This window comes from Promicromonospora sp. NPDC057138 (assembly GCF_042670845.1).
Classification (GTDB): Bacteria; Actinomycetota; Actinomycetes; order Actinomycetales; family Cellulomonadaceae; genus Promicromonospora.
The window spans coordinates 1-23,790 of the sequence record NZ_JBHUUX010000079.1 but is presented as its reverse complement, the minus strand read 5'-3'; the positions used below and the strand labels follow the sequence as shown (position 1 = coordinate 23,790).

The following is a 23,790-nucleotide window of genomic DNA, read 5'->3' as shown; positions in this document are numbered from 1 at the left end:
CCCCGCTCCCACGCCAAAAACCCTTCCCCACCGGGTCGGCCCCCAAATTCGCGCGCCTGTCCGAGTCTCCCTGGTGCGGCCAGGGAGACTCGGACAGGCGCTCTACTTCGCGGACCTACCTACTTGGGCGGGGTGGGTTGGCGGCGGAGCTTCGCCCAGACCAGCTTGCCCGAGCCCGACGGGCGCCAGCCCCACTCGGCCAGGCGGTCCACGATCTGCATGCCGAACCCACCCAGGCGGTTCGGGTGCCCGTCGGTGGCGACCGGCGGTGCCGGGTTGTTGTCCTCGACCTCGATGCGCAGGCCGTCGCCCGTGTCGTACAGGCGCAGCGCGATGTGGCCCCAGCCGTGCAGCACGCCGTTCGCCACCAGCTCGGACACCACGAGCTCGGCCTGCGCCGACTCCTCGATGCCCCACGCCTGGCAGGTGCGCAGCACGGCGTGCCGGGCCCGGCCGATCGACGACGGCTCGCTCGGCAGCATCCAGCGCCGCCAGCGCGGCGACAGGGCGGTCTCCCCGGCGTCGCCGGTCGGGTCGGGGATGCGGACCACGACGATCGCGACGTCGTCCTCCGGCGCGTCAGCCAGGCGGGAGAGCAGCTCCTCGCCGACGCCCGCGGCGTCGCGGGCCGTGATGGCCGACGCCGTCTCCAGCAGCGCCTCGAGCCCCAGCCGCAGGGACCGGTCGCGCCGCTCGATCAGGCCGTCCGTGTAGAACAGGAGCGTGTCGCCGGGCTGGAGGCGGGCCTCGCCCGTCGTCCGCTCCCGCGAGCCGAAGCCGACGAGCGCGCCACCGCCCTCGTCCAGCTTGATCACCTCGCCCGCACGCAGCAGGAGCGGCGGCAGGTGGCCCGCACGCGAGTACCCCACCGTCCAGACGTCGGGCTCCTCCTCGCGCTTCAGGGAGGCGTACACCATGCTTGCCGAGCGCGGGATGCCCATGCCGGCCACGAGCTGGTCGACGCGCTCGAGCACGCGGCTCGGCGTCGACAGCTCGAACGCGTACGAGCGCACGACCGACCGCAGCTGCCCCATCGTGGCGGCGGCCTCGACGTCGTGCCCGACGACGTCGCCGATGACCAGGCCCACGAGCTCCGGCGAGATCTGCAGCACGTCGTACCAGTCGCCGCCCACCTGCGCGTGCTCCGCGTTCGGGGCGTAGTAGGTCCACACGTCGAGGCCCGCAACGTCGGCCTGCTCGGGGAGCATGGCGCGCTGCAGGGTCTCGGCGAGCCGGTGCTCCCGCGCGTACATGCGCGCGTTGTCGATGGCGCTGCCGGCGCGGCGGGCCACCACCTCCACCACGGTGCGCAGCGTGTCGGGCTCGTCGCTCTCGACGTACTCGCCCGACTCGTCCTCGTCCGGGACGATCACGACCAGGCCGAGCACGTCCCGCCGTCCGGCCACGGGGTGCACCACCACCGAGTCGGGGGCCTTGCCCAGCTCGTCCGCGAGGCGCAGCGTGAGGTCGCGCTGCAGCCAGCCGGACGCCGAGTGCGGCGCGTGCGGGATGTCGAGGTGCAGCGTGACGGGGCCGTCGAGGACGCCGTCGAGCACGTCCTGGACCGAGTCCACGACCTCGAGGATCGGCATGGGACCGGTGGTCACGGAGTCGCCGAGGGCATCGGTCTGGGGTCGACGCCGCTGCGCCCTGTCCGCGGTGTTGTCGCCCTCGATGTACCGGGCGTGACGGCGGCCGCGGCCGCTCGGCGGCGCGGCGACGTCGACGCCGGCGGCGTGCTTGAGGCCGTCGTCGTTCACGTAGAAACCCGCCCAGCGCACCATCGACTGGAGCAGCTCCGCGATGTCGCGCAGGGCGTACGGGTACTCGAGGTCCGTCAGGATCTCGGTGGTCTGCGCGATGAGGTCGAGGTCCTCGCGCTGCTGCCGCTCGACCTCCAGGCTTGCGAGCTGGGCGGCGTGGCGCTCCATGTGCTCGGAGACGTCCACGCTGAAGCCCACCCAGTGCGTGATGTGGTCGCCCAGGCCGGCGCGGGCCGGCGTGAGCGTGAGCTGGGCCCAGCCGTGCGTCCCGCCGCGCAGGTGCGACTTTACCGTCGCGTGCACCTCCTGGCCCGCGTTCACCAGCTCGGTCATGCGCTCGAGGTCCTGCGGCTCGACGAGCATCTCGCCGAGCCGGCGCACCGTGTATCCCGCGAAGTCGCTGAACCGCACGCCCGCGTAGTGCTCGAACGCGCTGTTGGCCCACAGCATGGGCATGCCGTCCTCGGTGGGGCCGGTGAGGAACACCGGGATGCCCACGTTCACCGCGGCGCGCAGGACCACGTCGCCGACCGACGGCGGCAGGGTGCGCGGGATGCCGGTCGCGGACACGTGCCGGCGCGGCTCGCCGCCCGTCCCGCGGCGGGCGCCGAGCTGCGGGTTGTTCGGCTGGATGCTCGGGGGCACGCTCGCGGCGGCGAGCGGCACGGACCGGCTCGTCTCGCGGCCGTTACCGTTCGACGGTCCGTTCTGCGGCCCGTTCGTCCTACCGTTCGTTGTCCCGTCCTGGGTCGGGCCCAGGCCGAACACGGAGAGGCCGGGGTGCCGCGGCGGAGGAGAGGACGGTGTCAGACCGGATGAATCGGTCAAAATGCCCTCCCAACGGTATCTATTGCTCGAGGTGCTGTTCCAGCAGGACATTCAACCGTAGATTGGGACGGTCCGAGATCTGAACTCCAACCTCTATCATCGGACCGACACAGCGCCACGACCACTGCTCCCGGAAGGAGAACCGTGCAGGACGGAACTTACGACCCCCCGCGCGGTCCGCAGGGCGGGAGCCCCCAGGACCCCGGCCATCAGAACCCCGAGATCGGCGATCCCGCGAGCATCCACGTCATAGTGGGTCGCTCCCGTGCCCGGATCGTGCTCTCCGGGGAGATCGACGCCGACATCGGCGGTGATCTGCACGAGGCCACGGCCGCGGCCGAGGAGTCACGCCTCCCGGTCGAGATCGACGCACATCATGTGACCTTCATGGACTCGTCCGGCGTCGCGTTCCTCGCCCGCCTCGCGAGCCGCAGCCCGCACCGCGTGCGCGTCCTGCGTGCGCCGCCGACCGTGCGCTTCCTGCTCGAGGTGACCCGGATCGGCGACCTCCTCGACATCGTGGACGAGGACCCGGGCTTCGAGCTGGACGACGAGGGCCCGCCGTCGGGCGGCGCCCCCACCCCGGCGGGCGTAGGCGGCTGACGCGTTCCGGAATGATCGGTAAAAGGTCAGGTGATCGGTAGTTCGAACTACCGATCACCTGACCTTTTACCGATCACCTGAGCGGGCAACCACTCACATCTTGTGGCCGGCCGAGCGGAGCTGCTGGCAGGCCTCGACGATGCGCGCGGCCATGCCCTTCTCCGCCGCCTTGCCCCAGGCACGCGGGTCATAGGCCTTCTTGTTGCCGACCTCGCCGTCGATCTTGAGGACGCCGTCGTAGTTCTTGAACATGTGCTCGACCACGGGGCGCGTGAACGCGTACTGCGTGTCGGTGTCGATGTTCATCTTGATGACGCCGTTGTCGACGGCCGCGGAGATCTCCTCCGCCGTCGAGCCCGAACCACCGTGGAACACGAGGTCGAACGGCGACTCCTTGCCGATCTCCGCGCCGACGGCCTTCTGGATGTCGAGCAGGATCTCGGGGCGCAGCTTGACCGCGCCCGGCTTGTAGACGCCGTGCACGTTGCCGAAGGTGAGGGCCGTCAGGTAGCGGCCCTTCTCGCCCGAGCCGAGCGCCTTGACCGTGGCCAGGCCGTCCTCGACCGTCGTGTACAGCTTGTCGTTGATCTCGGCCATGTGGCCGTCCTCCTCGCCACCGACGACGCCGATCTCGATCTCGAGGATCGTGCGCGCCGCCTGCGACAGCTCGAGCAGCTCTGCCGCGATCACGAGGTTCTCCTCGATCGGCACGGTGGAACCGTCGAACATGTGCGACTGGAACGTCGGCAGGCCGCCGTTCTTGACCTGCTCGGCCTCGATCGCGAGCAGCGGCTTGACCCAGGAGTCGAGCTTGTCGGCCGTGCAGTGGTCGGTGTGGATGGCGATGTTGACGCCGTATCCCTTGGCGACCTCGGTGGCGTAGGCCGCGAGTGCGAGCGAGCCCGAGACACGGTCCTTCACCGTCGAGCCCGACGCGTACTCGCCGCCGCCCACGGAGACCTGGATGATGCCGTCGGACTCGGCCTCGGCAAAGCCCTGAAGTGCGGCAGTGATGGTCTGCGACGAGGTGATGTTGACGGCGGGGTAGGCGAACTTGCCGGCCTTCGCCCGGTCGATCATCTCGGCGTAGACCTCAGGGGTTGCGATGGGCATCTGCGAAACTCCAAACGACTGGTGAGGTGGGCGGTCGCAAAGGAGTGTCCAAGGCCGCCCGGGGATGCACCCTCGATCTTGCCACGATCCACAGGTACCCGTGTGCGGTCGTTCGACAGTCGAACGGCCGAAACACTGTGGTCTTCATCGGTCCGGGCCGTTCGGAGGGCCCTGAGCGGGTCAGGTCCCGGCGCCGACGGGGTGCTCCTCCGGGTTCCGGCCGCGGATCGGCGTGAACGCGGCGACGCCGACCACCACCAGGTAGATCACCGCGACGGCGAGCAGCGGTCCGGACGCGCCGAACCGGTCGGCGGCCCCCGTGAGCACCGCGGCGCCGAGGGGCGCCAGGCTGTAGTGGATCGTCCAGAACGCGGCGGTGACGCGACCGAGCAGGGCATCGGGCGTGACGAGCTGGCGCAGCGACATGGAGCAGACCGCCGCCAGCATCAGCCCGAACCAGAACACGAAGACCGCGCCGCCCATGACGACCGCGTCGCGGTTCAGCGCCAGCGCCACGCCCGCCGCGCCGCACAGGGACATGGCGGCGAGCCAGCAGGCCCCGAAGCCGAGCCTCCGGCGCAGCCAGGCAGACAGGACCGCCGCCAGGCACGTCCCCGCCCCGGCGGCGGCCATCACGTATCCGACGACGTTCTCGCTCTGCCCCAGGCCGTGCCGCACCTGGTAGATGATCACGTCGGTCAGGCCGTAGGTCACGAACGTGGTGATCGTCAGGAAGATGGTGAGCACCCGCAGCACCGGGTGCCGCCACAGGAACCGGGCACCCGTGAGGAAGCCCGTCCGGAGGTCGCGCACCAGGCCCGAGCGGCCGGTCGACGCCGCGGCCGGCGCCACCCTGGTCAGTCGGACGGCGAGCAGGCCGAGCGCCGAGACGCCGAAGGTCGCCGCGTCGATGGCGATCGCCGCGGTGACCCCGAGCGCCGCGGCGACGAGCCCGGCGAGCGCCGGCCCGCCGATGCTGGCCAGCGACGCCGTGGCCTGGAGCTTGCTGTTGGCCTCGGCCACGCGCTCCCGGCCGACGATGTTCGGCACCGCGGTGATATAGGTGATCTGGAAGAGCTGCCCGAACACCGAGGCCACTCCCGCGACCACGAACAGCAGCCAGGTCTGCGGCTCGATCGCCCAGCAGACCGGGACCGCCGCGAACAGGAGCAGCCGCGCCACGTCACAGGCGATCAGGAGCCGACGCCGGTCGAACCGGTCGACGATCGCCCCGCCGACCAGCCCCATCGACAGCGCACCGGCCGCCATGACGCTCGTCAGCAGGCCCATCTGCAGCAGCGAACCCGTGGCCTCCAGCATCAGCAGCGGGAAGGCGATCACGGAGAATGAGTCGCCCAGCACCGAGAACGTCTGGGTACCCCAGAAGACGAGGAAGTTCCGGTCGCGTCCCAGGGAAGGCGGATTCACCCCACGATCCTGTCCGAGCTGTTGGCCCGAGGCAATGGTTTACGCCCAGGAACGCCGTCAGAGGCGGAGCGTCGTCCGGTCAGGCACCGAGGGTGCGCAGTGTCGCGACGGTGATCGCACCCAGCGCCACCAGGATCCCGTACACCCACTCGGCCTGGGTCAGCCGGGCGGTTCCCACGCGCACCTGCCGGGTGAGGTTCTTGGGCGCGTGCACCTGGAGGCGGATCCGCTCCAGGTCAGCGGCGAGCTGGACCATCGGAGACTTTCGCCTCACCAGCTTGGCCTGCCAGGTGCGTTCGGTGAGCCCGATCGTCGCGCGCTCGCCCTGCTGATCCGTCACGACGAGGCCGGTCTCGGAGTGCCCGACGGCGGCGACGTCGCCCCAGGAGTAGTCATGCTGCCTGGTCCTCGCACGGATCGACAGGCGAACGCTGTCGGCCCGGACGGTGCTCCCGTCGCTGATCAGCATGAAGTAGCAGAGCCCGACCGAGACCACCGCAGCCACCCACCCGTCGACGACCCGGCCCTCGGTATGCACGAAGTACCTGTCGACGGGGTAGTGCGCGAAGACGTAGGCGATCCCCACGAAGATCGGCAGCAGGACGACGCGCACCACCCAGACGCCGACCCGGCCGCGGGCCGGAGGCCACGCATACGGCAGCTCGATCGCGTATTCCGTGACCATCTCGTGCCTCATGCGTGCTGCGTGGCCCACGCGTGCATGGCGATCGCCGCCGCCGCACCCGCGTTGATCGACCGGGTCGAGCCGTACTGGGTGATGTGCAGGACGACGTCGCACGCCGCCTGGGCCTCGGGCGTCAGGCCGGTGGACTCCTGGCCGAACAGGAGGACGCACTCACGCGGGAGCGCGTGCCCCTCGATCGGCACGGAGCCGGGCACGTTGTCGATGCCGATGATCGGGAGCCTGGTCTCGACAGGCGGTTCCTGAGCCTGTCGAAGGGCGACCCCCGACGCCGCCCACTCGGCCAGCGCCGCGGCGTCCGGGTGGTGTGCCACGTGCAGGTACCGGTCGGTGACCATCGCACCGCGGCGGTTCCACCGGCGTCGGCCCACGATGTGCACGCCGGCCGCGTTGAACGCGTTGGCCGTGCGGACCACGGAGCCGATGTTGAGGTCGTGCGCCCAGTTCTCGATGGCCACGTGGAACGGGTTCCGGCGCGTGTCCAGGTCGGCGACTATGGCCTCCACCGACCAGTATCGGTACTGGTCAGCGACGTTGCGACGGTCGCCCTCGGCGAGGAGCTCCGGGTCGTAGCGGGGGTCGTCGGGCGGCGGTCCGTCCCAGGGGCCGACGCCGACCTGCGGGGCCTCGATGGGCTCGGCCTCCGGATCGGCAGGCTTGGTCGCCGGATCGGCAGGACCGGCCGCCATGTCGGCAGGCCTGGCCTGACGCATGCTGGTCATGCCCGTCATTGTGCCCCGGTAGGCTCGCGCCATGCTGACGACCGCGCTCCCGGAAGTCTTGTCCGGACTGGCCGCCGCCCCGATCCACGCAGCGCCGATGCCGCAGCTGCTGGGTATCGACTGGATGGACCCGAACTACCTCATCGAGCGGTTCGGGGACGCGGCGCTGGTGGGAATCGCGCTCGTCATCTTCGTGGAGACCGGCCTGCTGTTCCCGATCCTGCCCGGCGACTCGCTGCTGTTCACGGCGGGCGCGCTCGTGGCCCAGGGCACTCTGCAGATCAACGTGGTGGTGCTCTGCCTCATGCTGTTCGCCGCCGCGTTCCTGGGCGACCAGACCGGCTACCTGATCGGCCGCAAGGCGGGTCCGAAGATCTTCGACCGGCCCGACTCGAAGCTCTTCAAGCGGTCCTACATCGACCAGACCAACGCCTACTTCGACAAGTACGGCGGCCGCACCATCATCGTGGCGCGGTTCGTGCCGATCGTGCGCACCTACGCCCCGGTCGCGGCCGGCGTCGGCAAGATGGCGTACCGGCACTTCGCCACGTACAACGCCATCGGCGCGCTGCTGTGGGCGGTCGGCGTGACGCTGCTGGGCTACGTGCTCGGCAACTTCACGTTCGTCAAGGAGAACATCGAGGCGCTGCTCGTCCTCATCGTGCTCATCTCGGTGATCCCGATGGTCGTCGAGATCTGGCGGGCGCGGCGCGCGGAGAAGGCGGAGCGCGCGAAGTCGCCGGAGGCGGCAGCCGACCCGAAGCGGCCGGCCCACTCGGGGTAGACCCGCCGGGCCCGTCAGACCAGGTCGACGATGTCCGCTATCGAGTTCACCACGTGGCTGGGCCGGAACGGGTACGTGTCGACCTCGTCGGCCGACGTCGACCCCGTGAGCACCAGGAACGTCTCCAGGCCTGCCTCCATGCCGCCCAGGATGTCGGTGTCCATGCGGTCGCCGACCATCGCCGTCGACTCCGAGTGTGCGCCGATCAGGTTGAGCGCCGACCGGAACAGCACCGGATTCGGCTTGCCCACGTAGTAGGGCTGCCGGCCGGTGGCCGCCGTGATCATCGCGGCGACGGATCCCGCGGCGGGCAGCAGGCCCTCCTGCGACGGGCCGGTCACGTCCGGGTTGGTGCAGATGAACCGGGCGCCGCCCGTGATGAGGCGGATGGCCTTGGTGATGGCCTCGAACGAGTAGGTGCGGGTCTCGCCGAGCACCACGTAGTCCGGGTCCGACTCGGTGAGCGTGTAGCCCGCCTGGTGGAGCGCCGTCGTCAGGCCCGCCTCGCCGATGGCGTACGCGCTGCCGTTCGGGATCTGGTCCGCGACGAACTGGGCGGTGGCCAGGGCCGAGGTCCAGAGGTTCTCCTCCGGGACGTCGATCCCGCTGTACGCGAGGCGGGCGCGCAGGTCACGTGGCGTGAAGATCGAGTTGTTCGTCAGGACGAGGAAGGGCAGGTCCTTCTCCCGCAGCGCCTTGATGAACTCGGGGCCGCCGGGGAGGGCAGTGCCCTCGTGCACCAGCACGCCGTCCATGTCCGTGAGCCAGGCTTCGGTCTTCCGCTCGATCATGAGCGCAGCCTATCGGCCGGTCACGTCCCTATCGGCCGCTCAGGTCAGGCCCGGGATCCCGAAACCGTCGACGGTGCCGCCCGTCTCGAAGCGCGGGCCGCCCTTCTCCATGGGCAGCACGATGCGCGCGACGTCCGCGATGCGCTTGGCCCGCTCGGTCAGGGTCGTCACGTCCGTGCGGCCCGGCCGCCACAGCAGCACCGACGGCCCCTCGATCCGGAGCCGGGAGCCCTGGAAGTCGGGCAGCATGACGATGTTCGCGAGGCGCGCGTCGAGGGCGCGGCGTGCGAACACCTCGTCGGACGCGCGCACGAGCCACTGCCCGTCGAACGCCGGGTTGTCGATCTGGACGTCCTGGGCGCCGAAGAGCTTCTGCCACTTCTCGCGCAGGCCCTCGGGCGACAGGTCGACCACCGGCTCGCCCGGCAGGGCATCGAGCGCGACGACGTGCGCGGTGTGGCGCAGGCCGGCGCGGCGCGTGTCGGCGTCGGGCGACCCCGAGCGCCAGATGTAGGTGAACGAGACCATCTCGTAGCCGTCGACGGTGCCCCGCATGACGTCACGGGCCTCGCGGTCCACGCCGATGCCGAACGGCCGGCCGCTCCAGCGCTGGGCCAGCACCGAGTCCTTGCCGACGTACTCCCAGCCGTTCGCCTCGGCCCACTGGGCGGCGTCCTGCGAGCGCCCGCGCTTCATCACTCGCGCGGCGGCAACTGTAAAGACGACGACGCCGACGACAAGTAGGACTAAAGCGACAAATGTGCCCATGACTTTAAAGATACCGTAGCGCTACGGAAAAGTCTGCACGTGGGAGTGATGTTGAGACTCCCTCATACCGGTATGGGCGGATTCAGGCGAGATCGAGATCCTGCAGTCCGTAGAGGTAGTGGTAGGGCACGCCGAGCGCCTCGATCTTCTCGCCCGCGCCGGTGGCCCGGTCGACGATCGTGGCCACCCCCAGCACCTCCGCGCCGGCGGCGCGGGCCGCCTCGATCGCCGTGATCGGCGAGCCTCCGGTGGTGGTGGTGTCCTCGACGACGACGACCTTGCGGCCCGCGATGTCCGGCCCCTCGATCTGGCGCTGCATGCCGTGCGCCTTGGCCGCCTTGCGCACCACGAACGCGTCCAGGTCCTGGCCGCGCGAGGCGGCGGCGTGCAGCAGCGCGTCCGCGATCGGGTCGGCGCCCAGGGTGAGCCCGCCGACGGCGTCGATCTCGGCGGTGCCCAGCCCGACCTCCTCGAGGTGGTCCAGGAGCACGTGCCCGACGAGCGGCGCGGCCCGGTGGTGCAGCGTGATGCGGCGCAGGTCGACGTAGTAGTCGGCCTCCTTGCCAGAGGACAGGGTCACCTTGCCGTGCACCACGGCGAGCTCCTTGATGAGCTCCGCGAGCTGCTCGCGGGGGGTCGGGGAGAAGTCAGCGTTCACGGGACAAGGGTACGTGGGACGCCGGTCCGGGTTGCCGCCGGACTCTGGGAGGGTTGTGCTGTGAGCATCATGGACAACGCGGTGTACGTGGACGGCAAGCGCACGGCGAACCCGGCGGGCATCGAGGAGACCTGCGAGGTCACCCGTGAGCGCGGCGGGATCGCCTGGGTCGACATGGCCTGGCCCGAACCCGCCGAGATCCAGGCCGTCGCCGACGAGTTCTCGCTCCACCCCCTCGCCGTCGAGGACGCGATCCATGCGCACCAGCGCCCCAAGATCGAGCACTACGACGACGTGCTGTTCCTGGTGCTGCATCCCGCGCGCAGCGTCGACGACGACGGCGACGGACACATCGACCGCGTCGAGTTCGGCGAGGTGCATGCCTGGGTGGGTCCGGACTTCGTGGTCACGATCCGGCGGTCCGTCACGCCCGACCTGAAGGCGATGCGCGACCATCTGGAGCAGGACCCGGACCTGCTGCGCCTCGGTCCGACGGCGATCCTCGCGACGCTGCTGGACCGGGTGGTCGACACCTACCGGCCGGTGGTCGCCCGGATCCGCCGAGACATAGACCGGGTCGAGGACCAGCTGTTCTCCCGGGACCCCGAGGTGTCCCTGCGGATCTACGAGGCGACCCGCGAGGTGATCGGCCTGCAGCGGGCCACCAGCCCGCTGGTCGACATCCTGCGCGAGCTGCACGCCGACGGCGAGGGCGACGGGGAGCCGGCCACCGGCTCCGCGCAGGACCACCGCTACGTGGAGCTGCAGCGCAACCTGCGCAACGTGCTCGACCACGCCATCAAGCACGCGGAGACCTCCGACACGTACCGGTCGCTGCTGACGAACGCGCTGAACGTGCACTCCACTCTCGTTACGCAGGAGCAGAACGAGGAGTCGCGGCGGATGACGGAGATCAGCATGAGGCAGGACGAGCAGATGAAGAAGATCTCGGCCTGGGCCGCCATCCTCTTCGCGCCGTCGCTGATCGGCACCATCTACGGCATGAACTTCGACCACATGCCCGAGCTGACCTGGACGTTCGGGTACCCGCTCGCGCTCGCCTCGATGGTGGGCCTGGGCGGGATCTTCTACTGGATCTTCAAGCGAGTGGGCTGGCTCTGACCACCTGTCAGCGGTACTTGCCGACGGCGCGGACCGCCCAGCGCGGCGCGACCCGCAGGGCGGCGGCGGCCATCTTGTAGCGCACCGACGGCGTGGACAGGACGACGCCGCGGCGCACGTCCGCCAGCGCCGTCCGGACCACGTCCTTCGCGTCGAGCCAGCCCCACTCCGGGACGATCGCCGACTCGGAGATCCCGGCCCGCGCGTGGAACTCCGTGTGCGTGAACCCCGGCGACAGCAGCGTCGCCGTCACCCCGGTGCCCTTGAGCTCGACCGCCAGCGACTCGGTGAAGGTCCGCACGTACGCCTTCGCGGCGGCGTACGTGCCACCGGCGGTCAGGGCGGCCACGGAGCCGACATTGAGGATCGCGCCCCGGTCCCGTTCGAGCATCTGCCCGACGGCGGCGTGCGTCAGCTCCACCACCGCTTTCACCATGACGTCGATCCCGCGGCGCTCCGTGGTGACCCGGCCCTTCGCGAAGCTCGCGCTCGTCGCAAAGCCCGCGTTGTTGACCAGCAGGCCGACCGGCCGCAGGTCCCCCTCCCCGGGCCCGCCGCCGACGACGGCGAGCCGCCCAGCGACCCGCGCGACGTCGTCGGGCAGGGAGAGGTCGGCCGGGAGCACCTCGACCGCCACACCGTGCTCGGCGCGGAGCTCCTCGGCGACCTGCTTCAGCCGCTCCTCGTTGCGGGCCACCAGCACCAGGTCGTGCCGGTCCGCCGCGAGCTGCCGCGCGAACTCGAGGCCCAGGCCCGCGGACCCGCCGGTGATCAGCGCTGTGCTCATGACTCGCACCCTACCGGCCGGCAACCCGCCATCGACCAGGCGCCGTCACTTCTCGTCGCCGTCGCCCGCCGTCACCGCCACCCCTGACGCCTGCTCCCTGCGCCGCAGCCAGAGGCCCACGATCAGCAGCACCACGATCGCCGCGTATGCGGTGGCGGCGAACGGGCTGGTGACCAGGTAGCTCAGGTCGCCCTGGCTGATGGCGAGGGACCGGCGCAGCCGGTCCTCCGCCATCGGGCCGAGGATCATGCCGATCACCATGGGCGCCACCGGATAGCCGTACCGCCGCATGAAGAAGCCGATCAGCCCCACGACCAGGAGGAGCAGCACGTCCACCGGCGAGAAGTTCAGCGCGTACGAGCCGAGCGCGCCGAACAGCAGGATCCCCGCGTACAGGTAGTGCCGCGGGATGCTCAGCACCTTCACCCACATGCCGACGAGCGGCAGATTGAGCACGACCAGCATGAAGTTGCCGATGTACAGGCTCGCCACCAGCGCCCACACCAGCGCGGACTCGTTCTGCAGCAGCAGCGGGCCTGGCTGGATGCCGTACGACTGGAACGCGACCACCATGATCGCCGCCGTCGCCGTCGTGGGCAGGCCGAGCGTCAGCAGGGGCACCAGCACGCCAGCCGCCGCGGCGTTGTTCGCCGCCTCCGGACCCGCCACGCCCTCGATGGCGCCCTTGCCGAACTCCTTGCGCCGAGACCCCGACAACCGGCGCTCGGCGGCATAGGAGAGGAACGTCGCGACGTCGGCCCCACCGGCCGGGATCGTGCCCACCGGGAACCCGATGACCGTTCCCCGCAGCCACGGCTTCCAGGACCGGCGCCAGTCGTCGCGCTTCATCCAGGTGCGCCAGCCCTTCTCGACCGGTATCACCTCGACCGGCCCGTGCCGCATCCGGGAGCCCACGTACAGGGCCTCGCCGACGGCGAACAGCCCGACGGCGACCACGACGACGTCGATCCCGTCCGCCAGGTTGGGCACGCCGAACGTGAAGCGCTGCTGCCCCGTGAGCGTGTCCGTGCCGACCAGGCCGAGGAACAGCCCGAGCGCCAACGACGCCAGCCCGCGCGGGACCGACGACCCCAGCAGCGCGCCCACGGTGATGAAGGCGACCACCATCAGGGCGAAGTAGTCGGGCTCGCCGAGCTGGACGGCCCAGCTCGCGACCACGGGCGCCGCGAACGAGAGCGCGACCGTGGCGATGGTGCCCGCGACGAACGAGCCGATGGCCGCCGTCGCGAGCGCAGCCGCGCCCCGGCCCGCACGGGCCATGCGGTTGCCCTCCAGGGCGGTCACGATGGAGGACGACTCGCCCGGCGTGTTGAGCAGGATCGACGTCGTCGACCCGCCGTACATGCCGCCGTAGTAGATGCCCGCGAAGACGATGATCGCCGCCGTCGGCTCCAGCGTGTAGGTCAGCGGCAGGAGCAGGGCGATGGTCATCGCCGGGCCGATGCCCGGCAGCACGCCGACCGCCGTCCCGATGAACACGCCGAACAGCGCGTACAGCAGGTACATGGGATGCAGCACGGTGGCGAAGCCGTCCAGCAGGGCGGAGAAGTTATCCATGGAAGAACGGCACCCCTTCGAGCAGCGGGCCGGGCGGGAGCGACAGCCCCAGCAGCCCGCCGAAGATCACTTGAACGGCCAGGCCCAGCACGAGCCCGGCCAGGGCGGCGCGCCACCACGGGCGGGCGCCCAGCACGACCGCCGAGCCCGCGAACAGGAGCGCGGCGGCGAACGGCCAGCCGATGACGTTGATCGCGAACACGTGCACCACCAGGGTGACCGCGAGCAGTGCGACGGTCCGCCAGTCGGTCCGGACGGTGGGGTCGACGTCCTCGCCGCCCTCCTCCTCGCCGGCCCGGCCGCTCAGGACCAGGACGACCAGCGCCGCCCCTGCCGCCAGGAGCAGCCCACCCACCAGGTAGGGGAAGGCGCGCGGCCCGAGCGTGTTGGTCGAGCCGGGCACCGTGATGCTCCCGGCGGCCACCAGCACGTAGATCCCGAGGGCGGCTGTGGCCACGGCCAGCACGAGCTCGCCCCACCGACGGCGCGGCGGATCGGCAGGAGCCGGGTCCGGGGTGTCCGACGGCGAAGGGCCGGCCTCCGCCGTCGGCTCACCCGGTTCGGTAGGCGCCTCGGGTGCCTGGTCCTCGGTTCTCACTCGACGAGCCCGATGTCCTTGAGCACCACCTGGATCTCGGCGATGTTGTCGGTCAGGTACGAGTCGAAGTCGTCACCGGTGAGGAACGCGTCGTCCCAGCCCTGCTCCTCGAGCGTGGCCTGCCACGCGTCCGACTCCGCGAGCTCGGTGACGGCGTCGGTCAGCGCCTCCTTCTCGGCGTCGTCGATCGAGCCCGGGGCGACCACGCCGCGCCAGTTGGTGAGGACGAGGTCGTACCCGGCCTCGGTGAGGGTGGGCGTGTCCGGGAGCGCGTCGACGCGCTCGCCGCCGGAGACCGCGAGCGCCCGCAGCTTGCCCGCCTCGACCTGCTCGGCGTACTCGCTGACGCCGGAGATGCCCGCGTCCACCTTGTTGCCGAGCAGGGCCGCCAGGGACTCGCCGCCGCCGGAGTAGGCGACGTAGTTGAGGTCGTTCGCGATGTCCTCCGCGGGCAGGCCGGCGGCCTTGAGCAGCATGCCGGCGAGGATGTGGTCAGTACCGCCTGCCGACCCGCCGGTAATGGTGACGTCCTTGCCGTTCTTCTCGACGTCGGCGACGAGGTCCTCGACGGTCTCGTACGGCGACTCCGCCGGGACCACGATGACCTCCTGCTCCTCGGTGAGGCGCGCGATCGGGGTCGTGTCCTCGATCCGGGCCTGGGACTGGTTGGTCTCGACGGCGCCCACCATGACCAGGCCCATCACCAGCAGGGTGTTCGGGTCGGTGGCGTTGGCGATGTTCGCCAGGCCGACCGTGCCGCCGGCGCCGTCGACGTTGGTGACCGAGGCCGAGCCGACCAGACCCTCCTCCTGCAGGTCGGCCTGCATCGCGCGGCCGGTCGAGTCCCAGCCGCCGCCGGGCCCGGCGGGGACCACGATGCTGAGGTCGTCGATCGCGGTGTCACTGCCACCGCCGCCGCCCGACTCCAGGCTGGAACAACCCGCAAGGGCCAGTGCCAGGACGATTCCGACGGGGGCAGCCCCGGTTCGGATGATGCGCATGTCTCCTCCTTGAGCGGATGCGTGTACCCGGCCAGCTACGTCGCCGGCCCTCGGGTTCACCTGCGGCGGGAGTCTAGGAAGCGGCGTACGCGGGGGCCCGGTTCTGGTCGCAACGAACGTTGTGGTCGTTTAGGTCGTGCCCGCCCGGCTACCGCACCGGCCATAACCCGGTGCACACTGGCGTCCGTGAGAAGAGCGATGACGCTCCGGGCGCAGCTACTGGTGCTGCAGGTCGTCATCGTGCTCGTGCTCGTGTGTACCACCGGATTTGTGGCGTCAACCCTGCAGGAGCGGCAGCTCCGTGAGGCCTACGTCGACCGGATGACCGGGGTGGCGCAGTCGGTCGCGCGCTTGCCCGCCATCCACGAGGCCTTCGACGACGAGGACCCCTCCGCCACGATCCAGCCGATCGCCGAGGTGATCCGCGAGGCGTCCGAGGTGACGTACGTGGTGGTCACCGACGAGAAGGGCGTCCGCTACTCCCACCCCGATCCGGAGCAGATCGGCAAGCCGGTGTCGACGGACCCCTCCATACCGCTCTCCGGGCAGATCTGGACGGGCACCCAGACGGGCACGCTCGGCACGTCGTGGCGGGTCAAGGTGCCCGTCTACGGGGACGCGCCGGACGACGCCTCGCCCGCCCCCGTCATCGGCACCGCGAGCGTCGGGGTCCTCGAGTCCGAGCTGCGCGCCGACCTGACCGACGACCACAACTGGCTGCTCGGCGCGCTCGCCGCCGCCACGGTGGTCGGCGTGCTGTGCGCGGCGTGGGTGACGCGCCTGGTGCGCCGCCGGATCTATCTGCTCGAGCCCGAGGACATCGCGACCCTGCTGGAGACCAGGGGCCTCACCGACGCGCTGCGTTCCCAGTCGCACGAGTTCGCCAACACCGTGCACGTGATCTCGGGCCTGCTGGAGCTGGGCCGTACCGAGGAGGCCGTCGCCTTCATCGAGCGGTCGGGCTACGGCGGGCTGCTCACCTCGTCGGCGGTCGCGCCCGGCGTACGGTCGCCCGAGCTCGCGGCCCTGCTCCTGGTCAAGGCGATCACGGCGCGCGAGCGCGGCGTGACGCTCGACGTCGCCGACGAGTCCGCGCTCGACACGCCGACGACCCCCGAGGCCTCGGCGCTGCACACCGACGCGCTCATCGTGCTCGGGAACCTGATCGACAACGCGGTCGACGCCACCGGCCCGGACGGGCACGTCCGCGTGCTGCTGGTGGTGGACGGCGCGCACCTGCGCCTCCAGGTGGACGACGACGGCCCCGGCGTGCCCGTGAACCTGCAGCACCAGGTGTTCAAGGCCGGGTTCTCCACGAAGGTGCCCAGCGACCGCGAGCACAGCCGGGGTATCGGCCTGGCGCTCGTGCGGCGCGTGGTGGACCGGCGCGACGGCGAGGTGGGCATCGCGACCGGGGATCTCGGCGGGGCGCGGGTGACGGTGGAGCTGCCGGGGGCCGTGGCGTACGCCGTCGGGCACGGGAAGGCGACGGTATGACGGAGCAAGCGCGGACGCTCGTCGTCGAGGACGACCCGGCCGTCGCCGTCGTGCACCGCGGATTCGTGGAGAGCCACCCGCGGTTCGTCGTGGTGGGCGAGGCGCGCAACGGCGCGGACGCGTTGCGCCTCGCGGCGGCGCTGCGGCCGGACCTGGTGCTGCTCGACCTGCACCTGCCCGACATCGGCGGGCTCGACGTGCTCCGGCGGCTGCGGCTGCTGCCCGGCCCGCCCATCGACGTCGTCGCCACCACCGCGGCCCGCGAGCTCGACAGCGTGCGGCAGGCCATGGCCGGCGGCGTGCTCGCCTACCTGGTCAAGCCGTTCACCGCCGCCGCGCTGCGCGAACGGCTCGACGAGGTCTGGCAGCGGCGCGAGGACGTGCGCCGCGCCCAGGACACGCTCGACCAGGACGAGGTGGACCAGCTCCTCGCGGGACCGCGGTCCCCCACCGCGCTGCCGCCGAAGGGGCTGTCCGAGCGGAGCCGCACCCTGGTCCAGGAGGCGCTGGGGCGGCTGTGCGGGGTGGTGAGTGCGGACGCGTCGGCGGCCGAGGTCGCAGAGGCCGTCGGTATGTCGCGGGTCAGCGCCCGCCGGTACCTCGAGCACCTCGTCGCCGAGGGATACGCCCAGGTCACCCCCCGGTACGGGGCCACGGGCCGCCCGGAGAACCGCTACCGCCCGGCGTGACCGGCGCAGGGCCAAGCGCACACTGACAGTCCGCTTCGAGAACACGCTGAGGCATGGTTTCCGCGCGATCTCCAAGCCTGATCGTGTGCTCGAAGCGGACCCTCGCGTGGGGCCCGGGTGCGGATCGCGTCAGACAGGGGCCGCGAGCGGGTCTGGGTCCGGGTTGACCCTGCCGCTCGCCGTGTCGTAGGCGAAGCCCTCGCGCACCCAGTACTCGAAGCCGCCGATCATCTCCTTGACCTCGTAGCCGAGCTGTGCGAACTCGAGCGCGGCCTTGGTCGCCCCGTTGCAGCCAGGGCCCCAGCAGTAGGTGACGACGGGCCGGTCCCGGTCGATGGTCCGCTCGGCCCGCAAGCGCACCTTGCCGCTCGGCAGGTGCACCGCGCCGGGCACGTGGCCCTGGTCCCACGACTCCTGGGACCGGACGTCGACCAGGGTGAACGGGGCGTCCGCGGCGTCCAGCCCGGCGAGCGCGGTATGGACGTCGGCGACGTCGGTCTCGAAGGCGAGCCGCCCCGCGAAGTGCGCGACGGCGGCGGAGGTGTCCTGGGAGGTCGTCATAGCCCGAGTGTGCGGACGCCGGGGCCCTCGGACAAGATCCGGACGCGCACGGATCCCTGAAGTGTCCGTAAGCCCGGCTACGCACCGCGCCGGGGCAACGCCCCGCGGGGTCGTGTCACTGTCAGCGCACATTGTCTACTGTCAGTGACACGACCCCGCGAAGAGCCTCTGCCCTGGGACCAACCGCTCACACCGTCTGCAGCAGGTGCGGGTGCTGCGCCTCCACCACGTTCGGGTGCGCGCGCAGCCGGCTCTTGAGCCAGTTGTCGCCGAACACGGCGTGCAGCGGGTTGGCCGGGTCCCGGGTCACGCCGGGCGCGTCGGCGGCGAGCGCGGGCGGCAGGTCGATCCGCGGGACGGTGGCGTCGAGCGCCGGCCCGTGGAAGTACGGGATCGAGATGCGTTCGGTGCCCGCCTGCGGCGAGACCACGCGATGCAGGGTCGCCTTGAGGTAGCCGTCGGTCGCGATCTCGAGCAGCTCGCCGATGTTCACGACGAAGGCGCCGTCCGGCGGGACGACGTCGAGCCACTCGCCGTCCTTCTCCACCTGCAGGCCCGCCTTGCCGTCCTCGACCGAGAGGAGGGTGAGCACGCCCAGGTCCTTGTGCGCGCCGACGCCTTGTGCGGGCGCGGCCGCCTCGACCCCCGGATATCGAGCGATCTTCAGGTGGGGCGAGGGCCGCTCGAACAGGGCGTCGAACGTGTCCGACCGCGCCCCGAGCGCCTCCGCCCACGCCCGCAGCAGGCGCGTGGCGACGCCGTCGAGCCGGCTCAGCCACTCCTCGGCGACCTCGCGCAGGGCGGGCAGCGTCTCGGGCCACAGGTTCGGCCCTTCCAGGACCCAGTAGTCGGGCGTGCCGTGTCCGGCCGGGACTGCGGGGCGCTCGGCGCCGACGTCGATCTGCTCGCGCTGGTCGACACGGCCGAGCGTGCGCTCGCCGCCCATGCGCGTCCAGCCGCGGAAGTGCGGGCTGTGGACGTTCTCGATCGCGCGCTTCTGCTCCTCGGGAAGCGCGAAGAACTCCCGGGCCGTGGCGTAGGCGCGGTCGATCAGGTCACGCGGGACGCCGTGACCGACCAGGGAGAAGAAGCCGACCTCGTGGGTGGCGCGCCGCAGCTCGTCGCGGAACCGCGCCTGGTCGTCGGGGCTGCCATCGAGCAGCGAGAGGTCCAGGACGGGGATGCCGGGCATGGGAGGGTCCTTTCGATGGGTGCCGGGTGGGTGCGCCGACGGCGACGGCCCCGGCATCCGTCGAAAGCTCCGCCGTGCTCGCGGCCCGCCAGGAAGGACGGGCGTGCGAGCGGGCGCGTGCGCGGGATGCGGTGTGAGCGGGGACTGCTGTCGGCGGCGCGAGGAATCGCGCCAAGGGGGTCGCCTCGTCGGCGACCGCTCAGCGGCGACAGCAGGTACAGATGAAGGTGCTCACGATGTGAGAAACGCTAGCACTCCGGGTGGGCGACGGCGCGGGCCGCGTCCGATCAGTCCGTGACGACGTCACGCAGGAACTGGACGACCCGGCGTGCCCGGAACATCAGCGCGTAGCCGATGGCTATCACGTGGCCCACCACGCGCATCGTCTCGTTCACGGCGCCCTCGAGCAGGGTGTCCTCGTCGTCGACCACGCCGTCCCTGGCCGACCGCAGGCTCAGGATTTTCGCGCGGTCGTCCGGGCCCAGCTCCTCCAGGAGCTTCGGCACCGTCGACAGCGACTGCGCGAAAGGCGCGTTGCGCTGCAGCACCGGCTTGATGATGTCCTCGGGCTCGAGGAACTTCCCGGCGATGATCACGACGGCGACGATCGAGCGCCGTCGGGCATACGCCGCGAGCACCGCGCCCGCCCCCGCGGACGCACCCATGAGCGCTACCCGCTCGCCCCGCTGCTCGTAGCGCTCGACCATCTCGTCGAGCCGGTCCAGCCGGTCCTGGAACGACGCGTCCGACGACCAGCGGACGCGGAACATCGTGGTGCGCACGCCGAGCGCGCGCCAGGTGCGCAGCGCCTCGCGCTGGAGGTGCACCAGGGGTGGCAGCCGGTCGCCGAGCCCGGGCACGAAGATCACGCGGATCGGGGGCTTCCCGGTGTGCGATCCCTTGACCCGCGGCAGGCCGCCGTCGGGCCCTACGAGTTCGCCGTCACCGCTGGTCGTCTGCTCGCTCATGTCGCGCAGGAGGCTACACCCCGCGCCGCGGCGAGAACGGGGTTTCCGCCGTGGTCAGGTGGTCAGCGGACGCCGTACGCCCGGATCACCTTCTGCTCGATCGTGCTGCCCGCTTTGTCCTTCGCCTCGACGCGGAGTGAGACGTGCCCCGTGCCCTTCGGCACACGAAGGTCAGCGGTGTAGACGCCCGCACCGGTCCGGCGCAGCGTGGCCTTGCGCCAGGTGGCACCATCGTCGGGCGACCACCAGAGGCGGGCCCCGACGACCGTGCCGCCCATGCTGCCGGCCTGGTGGCCGACGGTCACCGTGGCGGTGGTCCGCCTCGGGGCCTTGTTGGCGAGGTCAATGCCTGCGACGTCGTAGGCGATGTCGAGTACGGGCAGGATCACCGGCTTCTCCCTGGAGCCGCCGGGTTCCGCGTGGAAGGTCCACTCGGTGCTCAACGTCGTGGACCGGTTCCACCAGGTGGCATCCCGGTCGGCGTCCAGGACGACGCGGTAGTCGGCGCCGCCGGCCGGGACAGGGACGTCCGCCTGGTAGCCGTCGACGTCGGTCACCTGGTTGCCGTCCTGCCACACCCGCAGGCGATCGGACTGCTCGGGCCCCGAGGACGCGTTCCCCGCGCCGTCGGTCCACCCAGGGATGACCAGGGCGAGCGAGTCGTCCTGGGTCTGGAACCAGCCGTCCGCCCGGAGCCGGGTGTTGAGCACCGCGCTGCCGAAGGTCTCCGTGCCTTCCTCGCCCGGGGTGAACATCCGGTGGTCACTGTAGAAGTACGCCGGCTCGGAGCCGTCGTCCGGCAGGATCTGAGTGCTGCCGTCCCACACCACGTCCCCGCTGAGGTACTCGGTACGCACGCTACCGGCGTCGGCGGTGCGGTAGCGCCCTACGTGATTGATCCACTCCCTGTTCGGGGCCACGCCCCACCATCTGCCTCCCGTGACGGCCCCAGGGCCGAGATCGGCATAGCCGACCTGGACCGCCGCGGTGTTCTCCGGCGTCGCGGCGAACGCGAGCTTCTCGACGGAGTCCTGGACGTACAGGAGGTCGTACGTGTAGGCGGGCGCCTTGTCGCCGGTGGTGGGCGCCACCAGGGAGAAGCCCGTGCTGAAGTCCAGGCCGCCCTTGGTTGCCGGCCCGGTCGGCGTGACATAGACGTCCGCGTCGCCGGGAACCGAGCTGCCGACTCCGGCGAGATACCTGTCGGGCACGTCGGTCCGGAAGACGCCGGCAGTGACCGACCGCAGGTCGGCCGGGCGCTCCGTGGTGACAGTGACCGGCTCCGCCTCGCGTGCGTCGAGAACCACCGTGGTATCTGCGGTCACCTCGACCTCCGGCTCGACGGCCAACGTCATCTCGGTGACCGATTCCGAGGAGTCCTCTTCCCACATCTGGCCCTGAACCGAGTAGGTACCGGCGGGAACGCGCACGGTGCGTGTGCCGCCGTCGAGACCGACGCCCGCGCCGTAGGCGGAGCCCTCGTCGACGTTCAGCACGGCCGCCAGACCGTCGTGCGCATCACCGTCCCGGCCGACGGCCTCGATCGTCAGATCGTAGTGCTCGTCCTCCTTGTACCAGCCGAGCGCCGTGCGGATCTCGGCGCCGTCGGCCGCGGTGGCGACGACCGCGCCGGAGAAGCGCCCCGGCTCGCCGGTGGTGCGGTCCACCGTGACGTCCACGGTGGCAGTGCCCTGCGCGGGCAGGGTCACCGAGGCTGCCGAGAGGGTGGCCGCATCGGTCGGCAGCGGTTCGCCGTCCGGGCCGGTCACGTCCAGCGTGAGAGCGAGCGTGACGTCGGAATCCGTCGGGTTCTCGTACGTGAGGGTCTGTGTCTCCGCCCCCTGCTGCGGGAACATGAAGGTGCCGAGGGAGAGCGACGACGGCGAGACCTCGGCCCGCTGCTCCAGCGCGGTCGGCAGGTAGATGCGCCCGGCACCCTCGTCCCACACCGTCCCTGAGGTGTGCTGGGCGGAACCCATGAGGATCGACTTGAGCTCCTGGCCGGTGAGCTCCGGGCGGGCCTGCTTGAGCACCGCCGCGGCGCCCGTGACGTGCGGGGTCGCCATGGACGTGCCCGAGGCTGCGACGTGGTAGTCGTCGACGACAGTGCTCATCGCCGTCCCGGCCGCGCGGGCCGCGACGATCTTGTCGCCAGGGGCGGTCACGTCCGGCTTGAGGCCGTTGTCCCCGCCGCGCGGCCCGCGGCTGGAGAACCACGTGACCTCGTCCGAGTCGTCCACGGCGCCCACCGTCAGCGCCGAATCGGCGGACCCCGGGGCCGTCACCGTCCCGTTGCCGTACTCCCCCTCGTTGCCCGCGGCGATGACGAACAGGGTGCCGTACTCGGCGCTCAGCGTGTCCACCGCCAGGGACGACGGATCCGTCCCGTCGCTGTAGTTCCCGGACTGGCCGAGGCTCAGGTTGACGATGTCGGCGCCTTCGTTCGCCGCCCACTCCATCCCGTCGATCATCCAGGACGTCTGGCCGTAGCCGTCGTCGGCCAGGACCTTGCCGACCAGCAGGTCCGCGCCGGGTGCCACGCCGCGGTTCACGCCGTCGGACGCGTCGCCCGACCCGAGCGCGATCGAGGCGACGTGCGTGCCGTGCCCGAAGCCGTCAGTCGTGCTCCCCGAACCGGTGAAGTCGCGCGAGCCGATCGTCACGTCGTCCAGGTCGGGGTGGGTGGTGTCCACGCCCGTGTCAAGGACCGCCACCGTGACGCCCTCGCCCGTGTACCCGGCGTCCCAGGCCGCGGGCGCGCCGATCTGGGGCGTCGAGTCCGCGTCGAGGGCCCGGACCGGGGTGTCCAGCCAGACCTTGAGGTCGGACGGCGCGGCGGCCGTCGACGGGGCGGCGGTCGCCGTCCGGGCGTTCGCCGACCGGTCGTGGAGGGTGGCCAGCAGGTCGGATGCCGCGCCGCGGCCGAGGTCGGCCGCGACGGCGTGGACGGACTCCAGCTTGCGCTCAGGCTTGATACCCAGGCCCGCCCAGTCGGGCTCGGCCGACGCCGTCCGCGCTCCCGTTGCCCCCGCCCCACCGGAGGCGGCGGTCGCCTGCACGATGACCGGCACCGTGTCCGGGTGGGACTCGGCATAGCCGGCCTCGGCCAGGCCCGCGACGTCGAACAGCGCCCGGTCGAGACGATCCGGGACCAGGTCCGCGACGTCCGTGGGGACGACGTACAGCTGGTCCTTCTCGATCTCCTGGAGGAAGCCGACCCCCTCGCGACCCTTCCCGGGCTCGATGCCGACCAGCCTGGGATGGCCGTCCGACTGCGTGAGCGTGACCCGGTCGCCCGTGATCAGCGTGACGGTCGAGGTCGGGGTTCCGGGGCTGTCGGACGCCGCACCGGACGTAGCGCCGGACGTCGCGAAGGCCGCGCTGGACGTCGTGGCGGCGGGCGGATCGCCGGGCCCGGCGGCCGAGGCCGCCGTCCCCCCGCCCACCAGGACTGCGGCGAGCACCGCTGCTGCACCTGCTCTGACGCGCATCTGCTGTCTCCTTCGAGAGGAATGGGCGGCATGTGCCGCCCGCACGAGGGCAGACGAACAAAACGGTCGACAGGTTGGGGCACCTGTCAGAAGCTCGCGGACGTGTCAGACCCGCAGGTCACTCGGGTGACCTGCGGGTCTGACC

21 protein-coding genes are annotated in these 23,790 nt (G+C 71.3%); 5 read left to right on the top strand and 16 right to left on the bottom strand.

Annotated elements, in window-relative coordinates; genetic code table 11:
• Positions 1 to 119: 119 nt before the first annotated feature.
• Positions 120 to 2,429, bottom strand: coding sequence for a SpoIIE family protein phosphatase (locus ACFT2C_RS26060; protein ID WP_377210004.1), 2,310 nt, complete (start codon positions 2,427 to 2,429; stop codon positions 120 to 122).
• Positions 2,430 to 2,735: 306 nt separating this feature from the next.
• Between ACFT2C_RS26060 and ACFT2C_RS26055 the strand changes: the two genes are divergently transcribed.
• On the top strand, positions 2,736 to 3,194 hold the full coding sequence (locus tag ACFT2C_RS26055; RefSeq protein ID WP_377210003.1) for an STAS domain-containing protein: 459 nt from the start codon (positions 2,736 to 2,738) through the stop codon (positions 3,192 to 3,194).
• 93 nt (positions 3,195 to 3,287) lie between these two features.
• Here ACFT2C_RS26055 and fbaA read toward each other — a convergent pair whose 3' ends face one another.
• The 4 genes from fbaA to ACFT2C_RS26035 all read right to left on the bottom strand — a co-directional run bounded on the left by fbaA (position 3,288) and on the right by ACFT2C_RS26035 (position 7,160).
• Entirely contained in the window at positions 3,288 to 4,307 is a 1,020-nt protein-coding gene (gene fbaA / locus ACFT2C_RS26050) for a class II fructose-bisphosphate aldolase (protein WP_377210002.1), read from the bottom strand.
• 180 nt (positions 4,308 to 4,487) lie between these two features.
• Positions 4,488 to 5,735, bottom strand: a complete 1,248-nt coding sequence (locus ACFT2C_RS26045) for an MFS transporter (protein ID WP_377210001.1) — start codon at positions 5,733 to 5,735, stop codon at positions 4,488 to 4,490.
• Between the two features lie 79 nt (positions 5,736 to 5,814).
• On the bottom strand, positions 5,815 to 6,432 hold the full coding sequence (locus ACFT2C_RS26040) for a hypothetical protein (protein ID WP_377210000.1): 618 nt from the start codon (positions 6,430 to 6,432) through the stop codon (positions 5,815 to 5,817).
• Entirely contained in the window at positions 6,429 to 7,160 is a 732-nt protein-coding gene (locus ACFT2C_RS26035) for a TrmH family RNA methyltransferase (protein WP_377209999.1), read from the bottom strand. The genes ACFT2C_RS26040 and ACFT2C_RS26035 overlap by 4 nt, the downstream gene beginning before the upstream one ends.
• Before the next feature lie 31 nt (positions 7,161 to 7,191).
• Here ACFT2C_RS26035 and ACFT2C_RS26030 point away from each other — a divergent pair, with 31 nt between their 5' ends.
• A complete protein-coding gene (locus ACFT2C_RS26030) occupies positions 7,192 to 7,944 on the top strand; it encodes a VTT domain-containing protein (RefSeq protein ID WP_377209998.1) in 753 nt (250 codons plus the stop codon).
• 14 nt (positions 7,945 to 7,958) lie between these two features.
• On the opposite strand, the gene ACFT2C_RS26025 is transcribed toward ACFT2C_RS26030, so the two are convergent.
• The 3 genes from ACFT2C_RS26025 to pyrE form a co-directional block, all read right to left on the bottom strand.
• Positions 7,959 to 8,735, bottom strand: coding sequence for an HAD-IIA family hydrolase (locus tag ACFT2C_RS26025; protein WP_377209997.1), 777 nt, complete (start codon positions 8,733 to 8,735; stop codon positions 7,959 to 7,961).
• Positions 8,736 to 8,774: 39 nt separating this feature from the next.
• A complete protein-coding gene (locus ACFT2C_RS26020; protein ID WP_377209996.1) occupies positions 8,775 to 9,503 on the bottom strand; it encodes a hypothetical protein in 729 nt (242 codons plus the stop codon).
• Between the two features lie 82 nt (positions 9,504 to 9,585).
• Positions 9,586 to 10,161 (bottom strand): orotate phosphoribosyltransferase, encoded by a 576-nt coding sequence (gene pyrE, locus ACFT2C_RS26015; RefSeq protein ID WP_377209995.1) that lies wholly within the window; start codon positions 10,159 to 10,161, stop codon positions 9,586 to 9,588.
• A gap of 60 nt (positions 10,162 to 10,221) precedes the next feature.
• On the opposite strand from pyrE, the gene ACFT2C_RS26010 reads away from it, so the two are divergent.
• On the top strand, positions 10,222 to 11,283 hold the full coding sequence (locus tag ACFT2C_RS26010; protein ID WP_377209994.1) for a magnesium and cobalt transport protein CorA: 1,062 nt from the start codon (positions 10,222 to 10,224) through the stop codon (positions 11,281 to 11,283).
• A 7-nt stretch (positions 11,284 to 11,290) separates the two neighbouring features.
• On the opposite strand, the gene ACFT2C_RS26005 is transcribed toward ACFT2C_RS26010, so the two are convergent.
• The 4 genes from ACFT2C_RS26005 to ACFT2C_RS25990 are packed head-to-tail and all read right to left on the bottom strand — an operon-like array spanning position 11,291 to position 15,247.
• On the bottom strand, positions 11,291 to 12,070 hold the full coding sequence (locus ACFT2C_RS26005) for an SDR family NAD(P)-dependent oxidoreductase (protein WP_377209993.1): 780 nt from the start codon (positions 12,068 to 12,070) through the stop codon (positions 11,291 to 11,293).
• Positions 12,071 to 12,115: 45 nt separating this feature from the next.
• Positions 12,116 to 13,648 carry a tripartite tricarboxylate transporter permease gene (locus tag ACFT2C_RS26000; protein WP_377209992.1) on the bottom strand — a complete coding sequence of 511 codons (1,533 nt, stop codon included), beginning with the start codon at positions 13,646 to 13,648 and terminating at the stop codon, positions 12,116 to 12,118.
• Positions 13,641 to 14,246, bottom strand: a complete 606-nt coding sequence (locus ACFT2C_RS25995) for a tripartite tricarboxylate transporter TctB family protein (protein WP_377209991.1) — start codon at positions 14,244 to 14,246, stop codon at positions 13,641 to 13,643. The genes ACFT2C_RS26000 and ACFT2C_RS25995 overlap by 8 nt, the downstream gene beginning before the upstream one ends.
• Positions 14,243 to 15,247, bottom strand: coding sequence for a Bug family tripartite tricarboxylate transporter substrate binding protein (locus ACFT2C_RS25990; RefSeq protein ID WP_377209990.1), 1,005 nt, complete (start codon positions 15,245 to 15,247; stop codon positions 14,243 to 14,245). The genes ACFT2C_RS25995 and ACFT2C_RS25990 overlap by 4 nt, the downstream gene beginning before the upstream one ends.
• Before the next feature lie 186 nt (positions 15,248 to 15,433).
• Between ACFT2C_RS25990 and ACFT2C_RS25985 the strand changes: the two genes are divergently transcribed.
• Both ACFT2C_RS25985 and ACFT2C_RS25980 read left to right on the top strand, forming a co-directional pair.
• Positions 15,434 to 16,744, top strand: coding sequence for an ATP-binding protein (locus tag ACFT2C_RS25985; RefSeq protein ID WP_377209989.1), 1,311 nt, complete (start codon positions 15,434 to 15,436; stop codon positions 16,742 to 16,744).
• Positions 16,741 to 17,433 (top strand): response regulator, encoded by a 693-nt coding sequence (locus tag ACFT2C_RS25980; protein ID WP_377209988.1) that lies wholly within the window; start codon positions 16,741 to 16,743, stop codon positions 17,431 to 17,433. Before ACFT2C_RS25985 ends, ACFT2C_RS25980 begins: the two co-directional genes overlap by 4 nt.
• A gap of 129 nt (positions 17,434 to 17,562) precedes the next feature.
• On the opposite strand, the gene ACFT2C_RS25975 is transcribed toward ACFT2C_RS25980, so the two are convergent.
• From ACFT2C_RS25975 to ACFT2C_RS25960, 4 genes are all read right to left on the bottom strand, one after another.
• Complete coding sequence (locus ACFT2C_RS25975) at positions 17,563 to 17,994, bottom strand: rhodanese-like domain-containing protein (protein ID WP_377209987.1); 432 nt, start codon at positions 17,992 to 17,994, stop codon at positions 17,563 to 17,565.
• 187 nt (positions 17,995 to 18,181) lie between these two features.
• Positions 18,182 to 19,186, bottom strand: coding sequence for an isopenicillin N synthase family dioxygenase (locus ACFT2C_RS25970; protein WP_377209986.1), 1,005 nt, complete (start codon positions 19,184 to 19,186; stop codon positions 18,182 to 18,184).
• Between the two features lie 287 nt (positions 19,187 to 19,473).
• Entirely contained in the window at positions 19,474 to 20,154 is a 681-nt protein-coding gene (locus ACFT2C_RS25965; protein ID WP_377209985.1) for an alpha/beta hydrolase family protein, read from the bottom strand.
• A gap of 62 nt (positions 20,155 to 20,216) precedes the next feature.
• Entirely contained in the window at positions 20,217 to 23,645 is a 3,429-nt protein-coding gene (locus ACFT2C_RS25960) for a S8 family serine peptidase (RefSeq protein WP_377209984.1), read from the bottom strand.
• Positions 23,646 to 23,790: the final 145 nt, after the last annotated feature.